Below are 20,617 nucleotides of genomic sequence, written 5' to 3'. Positions count from 1 at the left end.
TTTATTCTGACTCTTTTCCATACGAGCAGTATTTGGTGGTGACTACCTACACTTTGAATTTGTTGATCTGTCCCTGCAATTCTTCTGCCATCCTGGAGAGGAATTCTGCCGATGCTGCAATCTCTTCCATGGAAGCGAGCTGTTCCTCGGTTGCAGCAGATACATTATGAACCCCGCCGGATGCTTCCCCGGCAATACTGGATATCTGCTCTATATACTGGACCACTTCATCCGTACTTGCTGACATTTCTTCCGATCCGGCAGATACCTCCTGAATTTCATCAGCGACCTTGTTCACCGCTTCGGAGATATGCTCAAATGCTTGTCCCGCTGCAGTAACAATCTCAATTCCGGCTTCTGTTTCACTGCTGTTCACTTTCACAGCCTGCACAGCATGGTTCGTATCCTTCTGAATGAGCTGTACCAGATCGGTGATTTTCTGCGCGGATATGGAGGATTCCTCGGCCAGTTTACGTACTTCTCCGGCAACAACGGCGAAACCCCGGCCATGTTCACCTGCACGTGCAGCCTCGATAGCCGCATTCAATGCGAGCAGATGGGTTTGATTTGCGATATTATTGATGACCCCGGTAATACTGCCAATCTCTGCAGAACGTTCTCCCAGTCCGGTAACAAGCTCGGTCAGTGACGATATAGAAGTGCGGACAGAGCCCATTTGCTCCGCGGCCTGCCGGATAATCTTATTGCCTTCAGCCGATTGATTCGCGGCATCTATAGCCAATACGGATACATTCTGCGCAAGATGTGCGATTTGTTCTGATCCGGCGGCCATCTCGCTCATGGCCTGGGAGGAATTTTTCACCATGCTCACCTGATCAGAGGTACCCACAGCCAATTCCTCGACTATTTCGGAGATTTGCTCGGAGGCTTTCGTATTTTGCTCTGCACTCGCCAGCAATTCTTCCGAAGAAGCGGCTACCTGCTCGGAAGTCATGGAGACGGACTGAATCATCGCACGCAAGTTAACTGTCATGGTATTGAAGGAGGCAGCCAATGTACCGAGCTCATCCTTGTTTTTAAGCGTGATGGTTTCCCCGGTTAGATCCCCGTTCGCTATAAGCAACGCCGAAGCATTCATTTTCTGAATGGGTCTTGAGATCATACTTGCAATGAAGAAGGCCATAAATAAGGCGATCAGGAAGGAAATAACCGTCACCACCAAAATGATAATGAATGCACGATTTGCCTCTGACAGTGAATCTTTTGTAGCCTGTCCCGATAGATCATTGCCCATGGCAATTAACTGAGCGAGTGTATCATTGGCTGTATACCATAGCGGGTAAGCCTCTGAATGCAGCCTGCTGGCATCCTCAAAGTTGTTAGCTAACCCAAATTCGATAAAGGCAGGCATTTTCTCCAAATAGGCATCATAGTTGGTGCTAAAGGTATCATACATTGCCATCGCTTCGTCACTGCCCTCAATGAGGGTAAACAGCTGTTTGCGCTCCTCCTCAATCTTGACCTTGAGCTGCTCCAAAGCTTCATTCATCTTCGCAATTTCATTCTCATCCGTCTCAACGATAACTGCAAGAGCCAGACGCTCCACATCTGAAACGTCACCATTCATCATGCCAAGCAAGCTGACGCTTGGCATCCACACCTGATCGATTTCCTCGGAGGTTTCGGACATTACATAGATCTGATTTAAGGCATAGGTGCTTACGAAGGCGAGCAGTGCAACCACAACCAGAAATCCCATCAATAATTTCATGCGAATCGTCAACTTCATGCTCCCCAACAGGTTTCTCTGTGTGTCTTTCATGTTTCCCACTCCTCAATATGCTGCGCAAAAATAGGTGTCAAATGTATATCGACAGCTTTTAGCATTAATTGAAGATATGAAAATTATAAACATAAAATTTAATGTAAATTCCTGCGTAACAAAGGGAGACACGGAGTGGAAGATTGGATTATGATTGCCTGCCCGATTTGCCTGAACGTATTCAGGTCATTCTAGGTAATAGCTCTAAGAAAGCCCGGGTCGCCGAAGATAGAGGGACTCCCCGCAGCGTCGCAATCCCGATCCGCCGTTCAGGAATCGGTGGCTTCAAGGGGATTTCAAAGAGCTTACCGGACTTCAGCTCCTCGGTGATGTAATTCCGAACGACAAAAGCAAGACCAAATCCGCTACTAGCGAATTGCACGAGAAGATCCACGCTTCCCAGCTCGAATTCAGGCTCCAGCTTTACTCCACATGAAGCGGCATAATGATCCAGATAACGCCTTGTGCTGCTTCCCGGCTCCAGGATCAGCAGAGGATAGTGATGGAGGGCTTCGATGGCAAGCGGGCCTTCTGCCGCCAAATTCTGAAAGTCCTTTCCCCCGACAAGACTGTCCTGGATCGGTTGGCTCTCGTAGAATTCGACCTGTTTGTCAGAGGCAGGCAGACTGACTATACCGAAGTCGATTTTTCCTTCCTTAAGCAGCGTTATTGTCTCTGGTGTCGTCCGGTTAGTGACCCGGATTCTGATCCGGGGGTGCAGGGCATGAAACTGCTCCAGATACGGTAACAGGAAATATTTGCACAACGTGTCACTTGCCCCGATTGCGATTTCTCCGCTGTTTAAGTTATTCATCTCTGCAAGGGCCTTTTCTCCGATATCAACGAAATTGAAAGCCTGCTCCAGGTAATGAAACAGTACCTCGCCTTCCTTGGTCAAGATGACTCCTTTAGCAGTGCGGAAGAACAACTGTCCACCAAGGGAGTTCTCCAGCTGTTTAATGGTATGGCTGACAGCCGGTTGAGTGATATGAAGATGCTCTGCTGCCCGCGATAAGCTGCCAGTTCTGGCAATCCAATAAAAGACTCGATACCATTCCAAATTGATAGGCATTCATATTACCTCTCTTTATACCTAAGCCACTCCGGGGCCGATAACGTTCACCACATTGGAATAGAAAACCCCGGAAGGAAGCATCCGCAGCGCGAATTTCCCGAAAGGATTAATTATCGTATGTCCTGCATTGCTTCCGCCTTGATATCTCACCACATAAGAAGAAGCAGCTGCCATCATGTCTGTCACCTTCCCCTTGCCCTCATCTCCCCAATTTGCACCCACGATTGCTGTTACTGTCATATTCATGGCCTCCAATCCTAATTTGCTTACAAAACTAATGATAATCTAAGCAAAGTATATTAGAATAATGCATATAAGTAATACGTGGATATCGAAGTGCTGCTGCATGAACTGGAATCATTAACCGAAAGAGGAGTCCCGGCCCCTCAATTACGAATATCGGAGAGAGCCCAAATTGTACTGCCAGTGCACCGGTTGCTGGACGAGCTCGAAGAGAACCGGTTAGGAGGCCGCAGCTTCGGTTCGACGAAACGCGGGATTGCCCCGTTCTATTCCGATAAATATGCAAAGCTTGGAATTCAAATCTCCGGCTTATTCAACAAGGCTTATCTTCGTGAACGTTTGGAAAATCTGTTGGAGAGTAAAAATATACTGCTCCGGCATCTTTATGGACAGTCAACGATTCAGGTAGAGGAGTGGTTATACAAGTTAAGCAAGCAGGTAGAAGCTATCGCTCCTTACCTGTGTGATACAACAGCGTTATTGCATAATGCCTATCGGAATGGAGAGGGGATTCTGCTGGAAGGACAGCTTGGGGCGCTTAGAGACCCTGACCATGGGATATATCCTTTCACGACTTCCTCCTCTACACTTGCCGGATATGCTTCGGTAGGGGCCGGGCTTCCGCCGTATTCGATTGAGAAGATCGTGGCGGTTACAAAGGCTTATTCCAGTTGCGTCGGCGCAGGGCCATTCGTTGTGGAAATGGAAGACAGGAAAGGCGATGAGCTTCGAAGCCGGGGTGGAGATGCTGGTGAGTACGGAGCGGTAACAGGACGGCCTAGGAGAGTAGGGTGGTTTGATGCGGTCGCGACCCGATATGGCTGCAGAATCCAGGGAGCAACCAGCGTAGCTCTTACAAACCTGGATGTCCTGGGTTATTTAGATGAGATTCCGGTATGTGTGGGATACGAGATCGGGGGGGAAGTCGTAGACGAATTCCCTTACCAGGATAAGTTAAGCCTGGCCAAACCCGTATATAAACAGCTTCCGGGCTGGAAATGCGATATATCGCAGATTACAAAGCTGGAAGACTTACCCGAAGCCGCAAGAGATTATATCGATTATATAGAATCAGAACTGGGAGTGGGGATTACGACAGTATCGGTCGGCCCGAACCGGGAGCAGGTTATCCTCCGCCAGTCACAGGTGCATAGAGGGTAGACTAATCCGGAGTATTGTAGCTCAGCAACTAATTCACAATACTCGCGTCTAAAAGAATAGATTCCAGTATCATCCATTCGGAGCATTTCACAGGGGGATTTATTCTATGTACTCACAGCGTTCGTTTATTCAGAATCACCGGCTGGCGGCAGTTTTGGCAGCGGGTTTGTTCGCGCTGGCCGCTTTCTTCGGGCTTGGCAGCGCATATGCCCATGCGGACCGCTGGGAGGTGTTTGACCAGGGCGAGCATTTATTTTTTTCGGAGGGGCCAATTGAGATTGACGGAGTGGTTATGGTGCCCCTGCGCCCGATAGCGGAGCGGTTTGGCTATACCTTTGTGTCCGTAAGCAATAAGGAAATTGTGCTTAAGAATGCGGAAGGGCACAGAGCCGTAATCCGGCTGGGCACCAAAACAGCATTGCTCGATTATGACGGCGGTTCGAAAACGCAGCTGATGGCGCAGATTCCCCGTAACTACAACGGTGCATGGTTTATTGATCTGGCGCTGGCAGGAGCCATGGGCGGTCAAGGACACTCTACAGTTCCCGGGACAAATCTGATTCAGCTTCGTCCCGTGTCAGGCGATGCCCAGGAGCAGCTGGAGCAGCAGTATTGGTTCAACTTCATGGATAAGGGCAAAACGGTATTTGTTAATAATCAGGGCCAGGAGCAACTACGGACTTCCAATACTCCGGTGTATGACTTTGGGTATGAAGAACTGCTTCCGGTGAAGACATCCGCCTATACGGCTGGCTTTATGAACCGGGCAGGAGAACTGGTGTTAGATACGCCGCATTATCAAGTGGGACAGTTCTATGAGGGATTGGCCTGGTTCAAGGATAGGGTCAAGACGGGAAGCGGCGGCTTTTCAGTAAAAATGGGCTTTATGAACCGTGCAGGAAAGATCGTCATTCCGGCAATCTACAGCCGTGTATATGATTTCTCGGATGGGCTCGCGAAGGTAGCCGGAGGCAAAACCTTTTACATCGACCACAATGGAAAAATAGTTATACCAGGCGTATCCGGGCTGCAGAATAGCGAGTCGTTCTCGAATGGTCTGGCACTCGTTACTGTACGTACCACAAGCGGCGGTAAAAGCGTCATCCGGACCGGCTTTATCGACACTAAAGGGAATTGGGCAATCAAGCCAATCTATGACTCTGCGAGTTCGTTCTCTGAAGGCGTTGCTACCGCGGCATTGAACGGCAAAAGCGGTCTCATCGACCCCAAAGGGAACTTCATTCTGAAGCCTGAGTTCAACACTGGCAGCGGATTCGTAGGGCGGTTCCACGACGGTTATATTGTGCTGACGCTGAGCGGGGGCGAACACGATTACAAGCAGCGGCTTGTTGATGCTAATGGGAATATTATTGCCATTCCGGGTGCCGATCAAATTAATGGTTATGGCGATGGCATGATTTCTTATAAGGACGGCGGGTTCGGCTTCAAAAATGTGGCAGGCGATGTGATCGTAAAGCCTGCTTTCTCAGATGTACGGGATTTCAAAGCCGGAGCAGGCAAAGGGTTCACAAATATCAACAATGAACAATCCGCATGTCTGATCAATAAAGCAGGAGAAATCGTCTGGAGTAGAGAATAAAGGTCGCATATCCTTATATTTGAAAGGGAAGATGACTTTGGAAACAGGCGGCGTTCGCCCGGGTAAGCTCAATGCGATAGTGTATGTATTATTTGGTTTGCAGCTTCTGTTCACTCTTTTCAGTAACCGGTTTTATAGCTTTATCGCTTATATCGACAACAACCAAAGTTCTAGCGGTAGTATGGCTGGCTTAATATCGATAGTAGCAGCCACAGCTGCAGTTGTCTGTGTGATATGGTTTGGGAGAAGGCATAGTCTGGTGCTGATGTTTCTGTCCGTGGAGCTGATATCTATTCTGTACCAGCTATGCCTGCACCCGTCGCAGATTCTTCGGCCAACCAATCTGATCTATACAGTGGTTGTCAGCGTGCTGACGGTATTGTTTCTGGTTAAACTGCCGCCGGTAGAACATGGAGAACCGGCCGGGAAGACGGAGCAGGAGAGCGTCAAATTGTCTTTCGGCAGTAACCATGATTCCGGCCCAGTGGTAACCGCTAAGCTAGGTATGATTATGCTCTATATTCTGGCGGCGGTACCGGTTCTGTACAATATTTATTCCAAGTCTGGCGGTTATGAATATACATTGCTGGTGGGTCCGTATCTGAAGTTGTCCTACTTCTTTGTCATTCTCAGTGTCATTTATTTATTCATCACGAATACATATTTGCAGGATCATTTGAAGGCGATTCTTACACTCATTGTTGTTTTTACCCTTCTAAAATTCGTACTGCCGCTATTGTATTTCGTACCGGGCATCAATTATATCACTTTCTATGCCGGATACTATCTGGTTTACATTCTTCTTGCGGTTCTAATGATCGCTCCGGTCTACACGCTGCTGCGGGGAAGACGGCTGCCGCTGCTGTCCCGGCTGGCAGATCGAATATCTTTTTAAGCTGCGGATTTCAGAAATAACCACATCCTTAGTAAAAATATTACCATCGGCGGACAGTCAGCCGGCGGCGGGAGTGTCATGAGCCAGCTCACTTCACCCCAGAACGAGGGTCTATTTCAGAGGGCGATTGTTGAAAGCGGGATTTTCACAAAGCTGAATCCGGGAACCCTGCTGCCTCCTCACCGCAGTGATCTGCAGGAGGCTGATCTCGAGCTTTGCGGGGATCAGACAGCTCCAATAGAGGAAGCCAGACAGAGAGCTTCGGTTAGCGGAATAGAATATGCGATTCGCATTGCTGCTGTAATATTATCCTGGAAATAGGTTTCCCACAGTTTGTTGAACAAGGTCCGGAGCAGATAATCGATGGAGGATTCTTTGCAATTCCGGTTGAAATTGTGTTCGGTTCATCGGATTTGAAGCGGATCCAGTTGTTGACGAATGAACCGGCGCTGGCCCGGTAATAGACTTTTTGCTTGGACGATAGAGGATTACATTGTGAGCGGGAAAGAGCTTAAGCCCGCCATGTACCCAGAACTTTGCTGGAGTCTTGGTAATAACAAGCAGCCAATGGGAGCCTGCGGGAACATCCGGTCCGGCATCCGGTCCATCGGCTGCAAGCGAGGCCATGGCCAGTGTAGCAGCGGACAGGATGCTGCGGACCGCTTGCTTGCCAATAGGTTTTTTTGATTTGCTGTTATAGCGTTCATCCATCTGTCATATGTGCTTATTCTCTGGCATAGTCATCCTTTCCGGCCTCATGTTTATATTGCTGGCGATAAATCTCTTCCAGGCGTTTAATCAGTGGTGGAGCCGACTCTCTGAAGGGGAGTGATTGAATTTTTCCTTTGTTAAGGCGCAGCATTCAGTATCAAGCAAACTGCCGGGCATACCGGCATACCCGAGGATACCATCCGATATTATGAGAAGATTTCATTGCTGCCACGGGTGGACAGGCAAGAGAACGGTCACCGGGTTTACCGGGATAAGGATATCGAGACCCTCCGGCTGATCGGTTTCCTGAAGAAGACGGGGATGCCCCTGGAGAGAATGAAGCCTTTTTTGAAGGTGTCTGCCGACGGGGACTCCGCCGATTATCCCGAGTTGGTTGATTTCATGCGGCAGCACCGCGAACATATGGTGAAACAGATTCATTTGTTACAGCAGGCCGTGGATTTTGTCGATCTGAAGCTGGAACAGGGGACCCATTGTCAGAACTATCCGGTGGAAGAACAAACGGATGCCTCTGTACAGGCAGGGATGAGGTAAAAGTCAGAAGAGTAACAGTATCTCCTTTAGAGCTGGATTATTTTCCATGGTGAACGTCGTTATGACAATTGTAAGGTGTGGCTGCGTATGTGGCCGGAACTAGCAGTTGGATTTTCTCCACTTGCTCAGGGATGGAGGAGTCATTTCCAGGAAACAGTTGGAAAAACAGCACTTAATTTACTGCGAATCAATCAGAGTAAGGGAAATGCATGAAATTAAATGACGTTTATCCAATTAATGAGGAGAGTGAACAACAAACCACAATTGAACCGAATTAACGGATCAGAGTGTCCGGCGCTGAAATGGCTTAAGCAATACCTGGCCGGTCCGCCGGTTCTCATGGAAACAACGGATGGTGTTCAAGCAGATTTGAAAATCCGTTCCGGTTCCGGTTACAGACAACTGAATCAGGCTCGAATAGTATATCAGCAAGCATCTCTCCAAGGGCTGCTCCCGGTGCGTAACAATCGCGCAGGGAGCAGCTTTTTCAATTCCCTGCGGAGTTTTGGGGAACCCGCTGAATGCCTCTCTATATTGGGACGGAGTGTACGAAGTTGCTTTTTTGAAGACGTTTCTTTCTTGAACACCCGGAACAAATAGCTGCGCTCAATTTTGACGAATCCCACTACATCCAGAACCGATAAGGAAGAATTCCAATAGTTAGTTTCAATATATTCTTATGCTGGAACGTTCCCGTTCAAATGGCTCTATGCCGGCGGCCTTGACCTTGTGATACAAGGGTTCTATATCCTGCGGATCAGGGTGATAATACACCTCCATATGCGGAAAAATAATGAAGCTCTCGCCGGTCTGCAACAGAAATGTTGTCTGGCATGTCTTCAAATAGCCTCTCCCGCTTAGAATATAATGCAGAGCATACACATCGCGGACGCCCGGTCCCCATTTGTGTGAATTGGGCGGTTTATATCCGTTTGCTTTAAACATCGGATTCTCGCTGAATCCGTATTCCAATGGCTTCATCGTCAGCACCTGTATCCTTTTACGCAGATTTTTGGAGTTCAAAGTGATATGGAGCCGGATACGCTTATTAAAAGGATAAATAAAGAAGGGGGGGGGGGGGGGCCCCCTTCTATTTTATGAAGCTATCTTTAACCGATAGTTCAATCATTTGCAGCGTTGTTTATAGCAGTTGGATTGGTTTGTAGCTCAACGCCTGTTTGACAATCTGCTCTGGTGTCAATTCATCCTCATTCCAAAAAATTAAATCACCAACTTGTGGATGAGGGACATTTTGCTTGATTTATTTCAATCATAGTATCAATGTCTCTTCAGTTCCCTCGGCGTTTTTGGAATTGTCACGGCCAATCCCAAATAGAAAAACCACAAGCTCAATCTATATATTAATTGGACTATGCTGAATTTGACATAATTTTTTGTGGTACTATATTGGTAATCGTTGGTGAAGTGGAAGAACATAAGCTTATTAATTCGTATTATAGATTTAAGGGGAAGGATAATGATTATGTCTAATGGAAAAGCTAATAAACTATCAGAATAATTCGGACTATGAACGCATCAAAGAATTTAGCATAGTTGGCATTGTAGCTTCAACCGAAAAGTTGGATGGGCTGAAGCAATTTCTGGATCATCTGGATACTCTCCATGGACTGACTTTTATCATTGCTCAACACGAGTCTGCCAAGTCGGAGTTATTTCCATTAGAAGAGCTCTCTAAGCATACCCATATGAAGATTTTTCACGCAGCGGATCAAATGGAGATCCATGAGGATTGTATTTATTTGTTACCTCCCCATCATGATATTAGCTTTCAATCAAGAATAATAACTTTAACAGGCGTTACTGCTAATAAAGGCAATGACTTATCGGCTGATCGATTTTTAAATGGACTTACGGGAATTCTTGGAAGCAATACGATAGCTATCCTTTTTTCAAATGAGGGTAGAGACGGTATGCTTGGTATCGATAGTATTTCAAAAGCTAATGGGCTAATCATAGTTGAAGAAACGGATATGACAAATCCTGTTCGCTTGACCGGAAGTGATATTGAAATTGATCAGACCGATTATTTTCTTACTCCGGAGGAAATGCCGGAACATATTGCTGAATATATTGATTTTTATATGAATCAGACCAAACAATCCATTGCTGAAGAACTAAGTACATTATTTGCGATCCTGAAGAAGTCTACGGGTGTAGATTTCTCTGTTTATAAACAGGCAAGTATTATGCGCCGTATTCAAAGACGGATGAGTATTAAAGAATTTCAATACCTTAAGGAATACAATCAATATTTATTTAATCATTCCAATGAGGTCACTGCCTTGCAGAAAGATTTATTAATTGGAGTGACGCAATTTTTCCGTGATCCGGCTGCCTTTGCTATTCTTGCAGATAAGGTATTGCCTACCATCTTTGAGCAATGTGGTGCAGACAAGCAAATAAGGGTGTGGGTTGCTGGTTGTTCTACCGGAGAAGAAGTGTACTCCATAGCCATTTTGATTAGAAAATATATGGAGGACATTGAAGAAACTTTTGATGTGACCATTTTTGCCACCGATTTGGACAAGGATTCTATTCAATTCGCCAGCAAAGGAGTATATTCAGAAATCATTTCTAAGAACGTGTTAGAGGAGTACTTGGATGCTTATTTCACCCGCCAAGGAAATGAGTACAAAGTAAATAAAGAAATTAGGCAAATGGTTATTTTTGCTCAGCACAATTTGGTTAGTGATCCACCCTTTACCCAGCTGGATCTAATTTTATGCCGTAATCTGTTGATTTATTTGCAACAACCTGTTCAAAAAAAAGTGATTTCCTTGTTTCACTTTTCATTGAAATCAGACGGGTATCTCTTTTTGGGTCCAAGTGAAACCTTGGGCAAACTAACCAATCTATTTATACCTCAGGATAATAGATGGAATATATACCACCATAAGGTAAGTGATTCGTTGTCTGCAGTGGGTTTCTCTGGTATCAGAGAACGTGTGAATGATAAGAAAATGAGTCATAAAAATAATGTGATTGTAAGATTAAAGGAAGCGGAACGGGTTCTTAAACTGGAAACGGTGTATACCAAGCTGATCGAAGAATACGTGACTGCTTGCATTATCCTTGATAGCGGCAACGATATCGTTCATATCAATGGAAATGCCAACCAATATTTAGTCTTCCCTAAGGGTAAACCGACACTGAATGTGTTTAAACTGGTTCCTGAATATTTGGGGGTTGTTATTGGGAGTTTGCTTCAAAAAGCGAGAAAAGAACTTAAGGAAATTATTTATAGAGATGTAGCCATTAAGGATAGTTATAAAGGACACTCCATTCATTTGAGAGCAAAGTCTTTTTCAATTGATTCGATAGATGACAAATTGATGATTCTCTTTTTTGAAGAGACTGCTGAACAGAAAGAAGGCCTTAGCGAGGATGGAACAGATGCAGACTTGATACAAAATCATCAGTTTCCAGCATTACATGACAAGGAGCATATTCAGGACCTGGATCAAGAATTGGTTCATGCGAGAGAATTACTGCATACTGCGAATGCTAAATTAGAGGTGTACAACGAAGAATTAGAAACCTCTAACGAAGAGTTGGGATTGGTCAACGAAGCATTGATTGTTTCCAATGAGGAACTGCAAAGCACGAATGAAGAGTTACAGTCGGGTAACGAAGAATTGATGGTTGTAAATCAAGAATATCAGACTAAAATTCAGGAATTAACCGATTCTAATAATGATATGTCAAACTTTTTTAACAACACCTATATCGCTACTATTTTTCTGGATGAAAAGATGAATGTACGTAAATTCACACCTGCAGTTAGCAAAGAAATTCATTTGGCAGACATGGATATAGGCCGTTCCATCGGCGATATCAAACATAATTTGCAATATAACGAACTGATGGCAGACGCAATGAAAGTTCTCTTTTCGGGTGAAGGCGTCAAAAAAGAAATCCGGAATTCAAATGGTAAATGGTTCAGTATTATTCTATTACCCTATTCAGCATATGATTCACGCTATCAAGGAATCGCAGTTACGTTAATTGATATTACGGAATTTAAGAATGCAAGAATGTCTGAAGATTTTACGGAGCAGAAAAACAAGCTGGATTTATTACATTCCTCGGAGATGCTCTCGGTTATAGGCCTTTTGGCAGCAGGCATCGAACAGGAGATTCATGATACGGATACCTCAACTTCGAAGCTCGGGAAAATCGAAGCCATAACGGATGAATTACTAGTCCTGGCTAGTCCGCAAAAGCAGAATTTCGAATCAAACGATGTAGTCCAAATATTGAAGGAAGTCATCTCCATGTATGAACCGCAGGCAACGATCTTCAATGTAGAGATGATAACGAAATTTGCCGATCCGGTACTCTTCGTCAAATGTGTTCCCAATCAGCTAAAAATTGTATTTAGCAACATTATTAGAAATGGTATTGAGGCAATGCCTGCTGGCGGGGATATGTTGATTAAGGTAAAGATCGATGGCAAGAAATCAGTAAACATTATTTTTAGTGATAATGGGTCCGGTATACCTGAGGATGAGCTAGTCAACCTGGGAGCTTCCATATATTCTACGAAACAGAATAGTATGGGGTTAGGCTTAATGGTCAGTTACAAAATTATTGAGAGTCACGAGGGTGTGATTTCCATTACAAGTGTGTGGGGTAAGGGAACAGTGGTTAAGATTATCTTGAATCAAGTTTTACAAGGCTTAACACCCTAAAGAGCGCTACGGTTCTAATGAAAATACAGACTGGCTATGCGTGTGCATATTATGCATAAGTTCTGTCTGAACAGAAAGGAAGACCGTGAGTCATCATCACGGTCTTTCAGCATTTCACCAAATAATCAATCTTAGACCGGCGATGCCGATATTGCGGGTCATTATCCACAGGATCACTTCTGCATTAGCGGTATTTACGGTCATGCGTGACAGCGTCCAACTAGTCTCCATGCACTTCACACAATCCCGCGTTTTGCCTTCATGCACTTCAGATTATAGGTGCGGCCGTAGGCTTTGGCGTATCTGATCATTTGGTCAAGCATACGGGTGTCCTTCAGTTTGGTGAACGGGCAGGGATCGGGGGCGGTGTTCACTTCCAGAATCCATGGGATAAGCCGCCGGTCTAAGGCGAAATCCACGCCGATTTCATTCAGCGCCGGATAGGCAGAGCTTAGCTGAATGGCAGACTTCACGCCAAGTTCGTTCATTTGCGTGATCAGAGCGCTGTGCTTCTTCACGCTGGTGTGAACGCCAAGCAGTTCCTCGACCGGATATATGGTCCCGCCCTGACTTCCATTCGTAACCACCTTCTGCGGATGCGCGACGCGTCCTGCCGCTCCTGTAGCTTCCCACCTTCCCTGAAGATTGCGCTGCACCATTACGCGGATATCAAACGGCCGCCCGCCGTATGTCAGAAGACGGATACCTTTCTGTACTAAATAGGATTTCCCTCCGGTCTCCTCCATGATTGCTTGATATGCCTTGTCATAATCACTGAATGTGCTCACCCGTGTACCTGCCTGATAGCGGTAGGTGCATTTTTGCGTCACGACAGAATCTCTCCCGCCAGAGCTGCCCCGGCTTGTAGGTGTCCTCTGTTCAACCCGGATAACCCCCTCGCCCAGTGAGCCGCAGCAGGGCTTAATATATACCATCTGGTATTTCTGCAGCATTGCATGCAGAACACTCCGGCTCATTCTTCGTGTGTCCGGGATATGCCTCTTTAATTCCGGCTTCTCCGCCAGTACTCTTGTCTTCGTCAGTTTATTGGAAATACGGCTGATCTGCTTCTTCATCGTAACCCTCCGTCCGGTAAGCTTCTTATAGGCCATAGTACGGCAGAGAGCGGGCTTTTGATTGGGCAGACGTGATGGGCAGAACACACCGGGAGATTGCTACATATGATTATTGAAGGTGTGAATCCAAGAGGCTGCGGCATGCAGCCGGAGCAGGAGGCATCCATGATGCTGATGGACAATTGGCGGGATAAAGTACTTGAAGTCATCGGGCAGTTCCCCTGGTACAAGGGGCTCATTAGCAGTGAGACCATGAATTACAGTCTGCAGAATCTTCCCCTGATGACCGCGGACATTCTTGAAACCCATTATTATAGCAGCTCACCCGATGCTTCACTCGCTGTATACCGGACATCGGGTACAAGTACAGGCCGGCGTAAGGCTATAGTCTACTCAGAAGAAGATGACGCCCATTATATCAATATCAAAACAAAGCTGTTCGGTGAGTTGATTGCAGGAAGCGGATGTACAAGGGCGCTGGCCGATATGGGAACCGGACATGCTGCGAATACGGCGCTGGCCATTTTCGAACGGCTGGGACTTGTCAACAGCTCAATCCCCTTCGAGCTGCCGATAGAGCAGCATATCGAGCGGATTCAGGCATTTAAGCCCGACCTGCTGTATACGATGCCATCTATCCTGGACCATATCGTATATGCTGCTGAAGATCCGCGTTCGCTCGGAATCCGCAAGATCATTCTGGTCGGTGAGATCGCTACAGTGGAGTGGCAGCGGAATATGGCCCGGCTGTTCGGCCTTGAGCCGCAGGACATTACCGATACGTACGGGTCTATTGAAATGGGAACAATCGCGTACTATTCGCATGATCTGGGCCGGTATATCTTTGCTGACGGAATTGTTGCGGAAGCCATCGGAACTGAGGCATTAGGGGAAGGGCTGGACCCTCTGGGAGTTGGCGAAGGCATCCTGGTGCTTACCTCAACTGTCCGCAGGCTGCTGCCCGCCATCCGTTTTGTTACCTATGATGTCGTAAGGGATTTCAGGACAGTGAAGATAGACGGGGCGGAGAAGCAGAGCTTCGGGTCCATCGTCAAACGGGTGGGCCGCGAGCTGAAGCACGGGGAGAAGATCAGCATCTACGATATTGAACAGGTGGTCTACCGTCATCTCCAGGATGCAATGATCCGGGTCCAGGTCAGCAATAATGCATTAACTGTGTATATCCAGAGCAGATCTGCGGTTCCATCCGCAGTTCCGGCGATCAGGGAAGAAATCAGGGAATGCATTCCGGAAATCGGTCTGATGATCCGCAATCATCTGCTTGACGATATTGAGGTCATTCTGGCAGCAGAGGACGGGAAGCTCCAGACCGGACAGGTGAAGAACAAGAAGCTGTATTATCAGAAGGATGGAGTCAATGACAGGGCAGAGCTGAACCTGGACACCGGTATCTTGTCGGCCATCGGCAAGACGCCATTGATCAGGCTGGACCATCTGTTTCCGCGAAGCGGGTTCAGCGTCTACGCGAAGATGGAGCTGATGAACCCGGGAGGAAGCGCGAAAGACCGTCCGGCACTGTGGATGATCCGGGAGGCTTGGAAGGAAGGGCTCATCGGGCCGGGTACAGTCATCATTGAATCAAGTTCGGGAAATATGGCGATCAGCCTGGCTATGATCTGCAACAATCTGGGGATGAGCTTCATCAGCGTTGTGGATTCCAGGACGACAGAGGTGAATCTTCAGATTCTGAAGGCCCTGGACGCAACCATCGATTATGTTGCCTGTCCCGATCCCGAAACAGGGGAATTTCTGCCGGCCAGACTGAAGCGAGTGCAGCAGCTGCTCGCGGAGGTACCGGGCAGCTACTGGCCGAACCAGTATGCGAACCCCAATAATTATCTGTCCCATTATCATACAACCATGAAAGAGATCGTGGCTGAGCTTGGACAGGTGGATTATCTGTTCTGCGCTGTCAGTACATGCGGGACGATCCGCGGGCTTGCAGAATACGTGAAGAACAACGGGCTGCAGACCCAGATTGTGGCTGTTGATGCAGCGGGCAGCGCAATTTTTGGCGGCAATCAGGAGAAACGGCGGTTCCCCGGCCTTGGTGCCGGCATTGTGCCGCCTTTTTGCAGAACAGATCTGATTGACCATATTGTGCATGTTACCGATTCCGATATGGTTCAGGGCTGCCGGGCGCTTGCGCGGAAGGAATCGGTTCTGGCCGGAGCGTCCTCCGGGGCAGTTCTCGCGGCCATCCGGCAGATGAAGCAGGTGCTCCCTCCCGGAGCTGTCTGCGCCGCTATTCTGCATGATAAGGGTGAACGTTATCTCGATACGGTATTCTCGGATTCCTGGGTTCAGAGCCAGTTCGGACAACAGTTGCCGCCAGCAGATGAAAAGTTCCTAACTTGACCGCATAAGGAGGAGACAGGTTGCTGTACTTAAATGACCAGGATCTGCGGACAGTGGGCCTGAATTGGGCTGCTCTTGCAGAATCAGCAGAAGCAGCGGTGCACCTCATCCATTCCGGTGATTATGTGCAGCCGGTAAAGCCCTACCTGAGGTACAAGAATCCCCGTAACCGGATCATTGCCATGCCGGCTTATGCCGGGGGGAATGTCAATACAGCCGGGATCAAATGGATTTCCAGCTTCCCTGACAATATCAGATCGGGTCTCCCTCGTGCGCATAGTATCATCGTATTAAATGACCAGGGTACGGGCCAGCCCTCAGCTATTCTGAACTCGCCGCTTCCCAGTATCGTCAGAACGGCTTCTGTCAGCGGGCTGATGATCCGTCATGTGCTGCAGAGCCGTTCAATGGAGCGGATTCAGCTTGGCATTATCGGCTGGGGGCCTATCGGGCAATATCATTGTCAGATGGCTATGGCTCTGTTCGGAGACCGGATTGAACGGATCCGTATCTACGATATACGGGGAGCAGACTTGTCAGGAATTCCATCTCTATACATGAAGCGGATGGAAGTGGCAGAGACGTGGGCGGATGTCTACTTGCATTCTAATATTCTTATCACCTGTACAGTGTCCGATCACCGGTATATTGATATTCCCCCCGCCAAAGGCATGCTGCTGCTGAATGTTTCACTGCGTGATTACAAGCCGGAGGCGCTGGCTTCACTGAAAGCGATCATCGTCGACGACTGGGAGGAAGTATGCCGGGAGAATACGGATATCGAGCAGCTTCACCTGGAACAGGGGCTGACCCGTTCCGGAACACAGACGCTTGCCGATGTCGTCTGCCGCCGCAGCCTCAGTACATTCGCTGCCGATGATCCAATCCTCTTCTGTCCGATGGGCATGGCTGTTATTGATATCGCTGTGGCGGTGCATTATGTTAAAAAGGCGAAAGAAATGGGGATCGGGACTGAGCTGGCTTAAACGGTGAATGCCAACAACAACAAACAGCCAAACAGCATAATGTGCCAGAGAGGTTGTATCCGGATCTTGCATTCAACGTAGAACGGATGGAGCTGGAGTTTCTGGGCTGCTCTGATATTATGTACCGGAATTGAAGCATTGACGGGACCAACCGGGCAACACTGATCTATGTGGACGGGATGTGCGATACGCATGCCGTGGATGAATTTGTGCTGCAGCCGCTGCTGGAGCATTTCCGCAGAAGCACGGAATATGGATCCGTTATGTGCTGCCTGTGAATATGATCGCGATCCCGTTAGTTCTGTGTGCAGTTTCTTATGTGAAAGAAATTTTTCATGCCGATATCCGGCGCTATTCTTACTGCGAATGAGAAAAACGAAGTAAAATCCAACATGATTGAACAAAGTTGCGAAATTTGCGACTTTTTTGTTTTATTTACGTATATGTATCTCTATATAGACTTAAATACGTAAAAAGGAGCGATGCATCTTGAATTTCATGAATGGGGATGGGAACAATCCGATCCCGGGACGCAAGCTTCCCGAGCTGAAACCGGGAATGTATAAGAAGATTGGAATAGGGGTAGCTGCTGCCGCTGTGTTGATTTATATTGGAGCATCTTCATTTTATACCGTGCAGGAGCAGGAACGTGCAGCTATCCTGACCTTCGGCAAATACACCAACGAGTCCTCGGCAGGACTTCATTTCAAATGGCCTTATCCAATACAGGAAGTGATAACGGTGCCTGCGGAACTGACCCAGCGGATACATATCGGGTACCGTCAGGAGGCTGATGGAGCTGTAGCCGTTGAAGATGAGGCGATGATGATTACAGGTGATGAGAACATCGTATCTGCCGATGCTGTAGTACAGTGGAAGATCAGCAATATCCGCAATTATCTGTATAACATTGATGACCCGGACAAATTTCTGCGTAACTCGGCCAGCTCCTCCATCCGTGCGGTCATTGGTTCCGAGAAGCTGGATTATGCTATAACAGACGGAAAGACGGTTATTCAGGATAAGGTCCGGGTGCTGCTCGTCGATCTGCAGAAGAAATACAACACCGGTATTCAGATCATTGATATCAAATTCCAGGATATTGAACCGCCGAGCGGCCAGGTAGAAGAAGCCTTCCGCGAGGTTACCAATGCCCGTGAAGAGAAGAACACGAAGATTAACAACGCCAAGAAATATGAGAATGATATCATCCCTAAGGCACGCGGTGAAGCGCAGGCGCTGATCGAGAGCGCCGAAGGCGAGAAGAAATCACGTATCCTGAATGCGCAAGGTGATGTAGCTCAGTTTAACGCCATATTTGCCGAATACAGCAACAATAAGAGCGTAACCGAAAGCCGGTTGATTCTGGAGACATTGGAGACTATATTACCTAGCGCCAAGATCTTCATAACCAACTCGGATAGCGATACTGTGAATTATCTGCCGCTGAATGAGCTGATGCGAAGCACTCCGGTCAGCCCGGCAGCTTCGGCCACGCCGCAAGGAGGAGATGCAGAGTGACAAGAAACCAGATCATCGGACTGATATCAACTATTGTGCTAGCTATTCTGCTTGCCGGCTCTTTGTATGTAGTAAAGGAGGGCGAATACAAGGTGGTCCTGCGCTTCGGTGAAGCGATGCGTACTGTTGAGGAGCCTGGACTGAGGCTGAAAATCCCTTTTATCGAGAATGTCTCAGCTCTCCCCAAGTATCAGATGACATACGAAAGCTCACCTACCAGCATTCTGACGAAGGACCAGAAGCCGATTGTGGTTGATAACTACACCGTCTGGAGAATTACCAATGCCTCGCAATTCCTGCGAACAGTACAATCGGTAGGCGGCGGGATTCAGCGTATTGATGAAGCGGTATATAACTCCGTGCGGCGCAAGCTGTCGGAAGTCAATTATGAGAATATTATCAGTGAGGACACCGGACGGGGCAATATTAACGATGAGATCACCAATGATGTCATCGCCGCCTTAACCCGTGATAATTACGGGATTGAAGTGATTGATGTACGGATCAAACGTACGGATCTGCCGGAGGAGAACAAACAAAGTGTATACAACCGGATGATATCGGACCGCCAATCCATCGCCGCGCGTTATCTGTCCGAGGGTGACGAGGAATCCAAGAAAATAACCTCCAAGGCCGACCGTTCCTCAAGAGAGCTGATGGCCCAGGCCGAAGCCGATTCTAAAAAAATCATCGCTGAAGGAGAAGGGGAAGCCGCCAGGATCTATAACCAGGCCTATGGAAAGTCTCCCGAGTTCTATAGCTTCTATCGTACGCTGGAGAGTTATGTGACTACGCTGAAGAATGAGCCGGTTATCATGATACCGATTGATTCGCCATATGCCAAAATATTGATGGGGCAATAACCTCATCTGATCTATTGGTGAGCAGAGCAGCGATTTCCCCGTTACTGGAGAATTGCTGCTTTGCATTTATTGGTCATTCCGCTTACAGCCCTGAAGCACTGATATCCCTAAATAGCTGCAAAATAAACTCGAAGAACGACTTCTCCGTATCCGTAAACTGCTTACCGGCAGGCCAGGACAAATAGATTGTCCGCATGCATAGCGGCTCACTTATCGGGAGGAGCCGGATATCATCGGAGACTACCCTGTTCCACAGCACGGAAGGGATAAAGGAAATACCGAGGCCGGATTGGATCAATCCTCTGACTGTAGCCGGATCATCACTTTCAAAGACGATATCCGGTTCATATGGGATGTTCGAGAAGAAGCGGTCTGTGGTTCTGCGCAGTGCGTTTGCGGTGGTGAGGCTGATGAATTTCTCATGCTCCAGGTCTTTCAAGGCCACGGTGTTCAGAGCGCTAAGCGGGTGAGCGGCGGGGACCCCTAGCAGGATTTCTTCCTCTAACAGCACAATTTGCTCGTTATCTTCGATTCTCTCAGACGTGATCGCGAAATCATAATCCATTCCCTTCTTAATCTGGGCCGGGTGCTGGGTCAGGTTAAAGCGGATGTGCGGATAGCGGTCGCGGAATTGCCGGACAATGCTTGGCAGCAGCATGGAGCCCACGGCGATATACAGTGTAATCACCTCAATTTTCTCATGCTTCATTTCTTTCACTTCAGTAACTCCCTGCTCCAGGGTATACATCGCCTGGTCGACCCGTTTGAGAAACTTCTTGCCGTATGCATTCAACACAATATGCTTCCCCTCGCGGTCAAACAACTGCACCCCTAGTTCAGTCTCCAGATTCCGGATCATTTTGCTGAGTGCCGGTTGGGAGATAAACAGCTCACCTGCGGCCTTAGTTACATTCTCATGCTTTGCCGTGAGCTGGAAATATTTGAGCTGCAGAAACTCCATCGGTGCCCATCTCCTCTATATATAACCCGCAGGTTATCAATAATATACATATCTATGTATTTTACAGCGAATTGTCCGGCCTTTACAATTGTACAA

Annotated in this window: 16 protein-coding genes and 1 pseudogene; 10 read left to right on the top strand and 7 right to left on the bottom strand. The window is 47.6% G+C overall.

Features of this window, described 5'->3' with window-relative positions; all coding sequences use genetic code 11:
• Nucleotides 1–46: 46 nt before the first annotated feature.
• From QW71_RS26295 to QW71_RS26285, 3 genes and pseudogenes are all read right to left on the bottom strand, one after another.
• A complete protein-coding gene (locus QW71_RS26295) occupies nt 47–1,750 on the bottom strand; it encodes a methyl-accepting chemotaxis protein (protein WP_039306284.1) in 1,704 nt (567 codons plus the stop codon).
• Nucleotides 1,751–1,964: 214 nt separating this feature from the next.
• Entirely contained in the window at nt 1,965–2,855 is an 891-nt protein-coding gene (locus QW71_RS26290) for a LysR family transcriptional regulator (protein WP_039306225.1), read from the bottom strand.
• Between the two features lie 24 nt (nt 2,856–2,879).
• Nucleotides 2,880–3,098: pseudogene (locus tag QW71_RS26285) on the bottom strand (adenylosuccinate synthetase); the annotation flags it as partial.
• 84 nt (nt 3,099–3,182) lie between these two features.
• Here QW71_RS26285 and QW71_RS26280 point away from each other — a divergent pair.
• The 4 genes from QW71_RS26280 to QW71_RS42040 all read left to right on the top strand — a co-directional run bounded on the left by QW71_RS26280 (nt 3,183) and on the right by QW71_RS42040 (nt 7,078).
• The gene (locus QW71_RS26280) at nt 3,183–4,262 is read left to right on the top strand and encodes an adenylosuccinate synthetase (protein WP_083442730.1); all 1,080 of its coding nucleotides are present in this window, start codon (nt 3,183–3,185) and stop codon (nt 4,260–4,262) included.
• Nucleotides 4,263–4,368: 106 nt separating this feature from the next.
• Nucleotides 4,369–5,862: a WG repeat-containing protein gene (locus QW71_RS38265; protein WP_052770240.1), complete on the top strand. Its 1,494-nt coding sequence runs from the start codon at nt 4,369–4,371 to the stop codon at nt 5,860–5,862.
• Between the two features lie 259 nt (nt 5,863–6,121).
• The gene (locus QW71_RS26270) at nt 6,122–6,757 is read left to right on the top strand and encodes a hypothetical protein (protein WP_039306217.1); all 636 of its coding nucleotides are present in this window, start codon (nt 6,122–6,124) and stop codon (nt 6,755–6,757) included.
• Nucleotides 6,758–6,835: 78 nt separating this feature from the next.
• Entirely contained in the window at nt 6,836–7,078 is a 243-nt protein-coding gene (locus QW71_RS42040; RefSeq protein ID WP_039306214.1) for a hypothetical protein, read from the top strand.
• Here QW71_RS42040 and QW71_RS26260 read toward each other — a convergent pair.
• Entirely contained in the window at nt 7,064–7,468 is a 405-nt protein-coding gene (locus tag QW71_RS26260; RefSeq protein WP_039306211.1) for a hypothetical protein, read from the bottom strand. The genes QW71_RS42040 and QW71_RS26260 overlap by 15 nt on opposite strands.
• A gap of 156 nt (nt 7,469–7,624) precedes the next feature.
• On the opposite strand from QW71_RS26260, the gene QW71_RS26255 reads away from it, so the two are divergent.
• Entirely contained in the window at nt 7,625–8,023 is a 399-nt protein-coding gene (locus tag QW71_RS26255) for a MerR family transcriptional regulator (RefSeq protein WP_083442729.1), read from the top strand.
• A 666-nt stretch (nt 8,024–8,689) separates the two neighbouring features.
• On the opposite strand, the gene QW71_RS26250 is transcribed toward QW71_RS26255, so the two are convergent.
• The gene (locus QW71_RS26250; protein WP_039306208.1) at nt 8,690–9,004 is read right to left on the bottom strand and encodes an AraC family ligand binding domain-containing protein; all 315 of its coding nucleotides are present in this window, start codon (nt 9,002–9,004) and stop codon (nt 8,690–8,692) included.
• Nucleotides 9,005–9,513: 509 nt separating this feature from the next.
• Here QW71_RS26250 and QW71_RS26245 point away from each other — a divergent pair.
• Nucleotides 9,514–12,735, top strand: coding sequence for a CheR family methyltransferase (locus QW71_RS26245; protein WP_039306207.1), 3,222 nt, complete (start codon nt 9,514–9,516; stop codon nt 12,733–12,735).
• A gap of 236 nt (nt 12,736–12,971) precedes the next feature.
• On the opposite strand, the gene QW71_RS26240 is transcribed toward QW71_RS26245, so the two are convergent.
• The gene (locus QW71_RS26240) at nt 12,972–13,811 is read right to left on the bottom strand and encodes a YheC/YheD family protein (RefSeq protein ID WP_039306204.1); all 840 of its coding nucleotides are present in this window, start codon (nt 13,809–13,811) and stop codon (nt 12,972–12,974) included.
• A gap of 105 nt (nt 13,812–13,916) precedes the next feature.
• On the opposite strand from QW71_RS26240, the gene sbnA reads away from it, so the two are divergent.
• The 4 genes from sbnA to hflC all read left to right on the top strand — a co-directional run bounded on the left by sbnA (nt 13,917) and on the right by hflC (nt 19,560).
• Nucleotides 13,917–16,190 (top strand): 2,3-diaminopropionate biosynthesis protein SbnA, encoded by a 2,274-nt coding sequence (sbnA, locus tag QW71_RS42035; RefSeq protein WP_306766066.1) that lies wholly within the window; start codon nt 13,917–13,919, stop codon nt 16,188–16,190.
• Nucleotides 16,191–16,210: 20 nt separating this feature from the next.
• On the top strand, nt 16,211–17,176 hold the full coding sequence (locus tag QW71_RS26225; RefSeq protein ID WP_039306201.1) for an ornithine cyclodeaminase: 966 nt from the start codon (nt 16,211–16,213) through the stop codon (nt 17,174–17,176).
• Nucleotides 17,177–17,674: 498 nt separating this feature from the next.
• Nucleotides 17,675–18,697, top strand: coding sequence for an FtsH protease activity modulator HflK (gene hflK, locus QW71_RS26220; RefSeq protein WP_083442733.1), 1,023 nt, complete (start codon nt 17,675–17,677; stop codon nt 18,695–18,697).
• Entirely contained in the window at nt 18,694–19,560 is an 867-nt protein-coding gene (gene hflC, locus QW71_RS26215) for a protease modulator HflC (RefSeq protein WP_047013985.1), read from the top strand. The genes hflK and hflC overlap by 4 nt, the downstream gene beginning before the upstream one ends.
• A gap of 82 nt (nt 19,561–19,642) precedes the next feature.
• Here the strand turns inward: hflC and QW71_RS26210 are convergent, their stop codons facing one another.
• Nucleotides 19,643–20,521, bottom strand: a complete 879-nt coding sequence (locus tag QW71_RS26210; RefSeq protein ID WP_039306198.1) for a LysR family transcriptional regulator — start codon at nt 20,519–20,521, stop codon at nt 19,643–19,645.
• Nucleotides 20,522–20,617 lie beyond the last annotated feature (96 nt).

It is taken from the genome of Paenibacillus sp. IHB B 3415 (assembly GCF_000802655.2).
Lineage (GTDB): Bacteria > Bacillota > Bacilli > Paenibacillales > Paenibacillaceae > Paenibacillus_AQ > Paenibacillus_AQ phytohabitans.
Note: the sequence above shows the minus strand (reverse complement) of the source record. Positions and strands in the feature narration are given on the sequence as shown.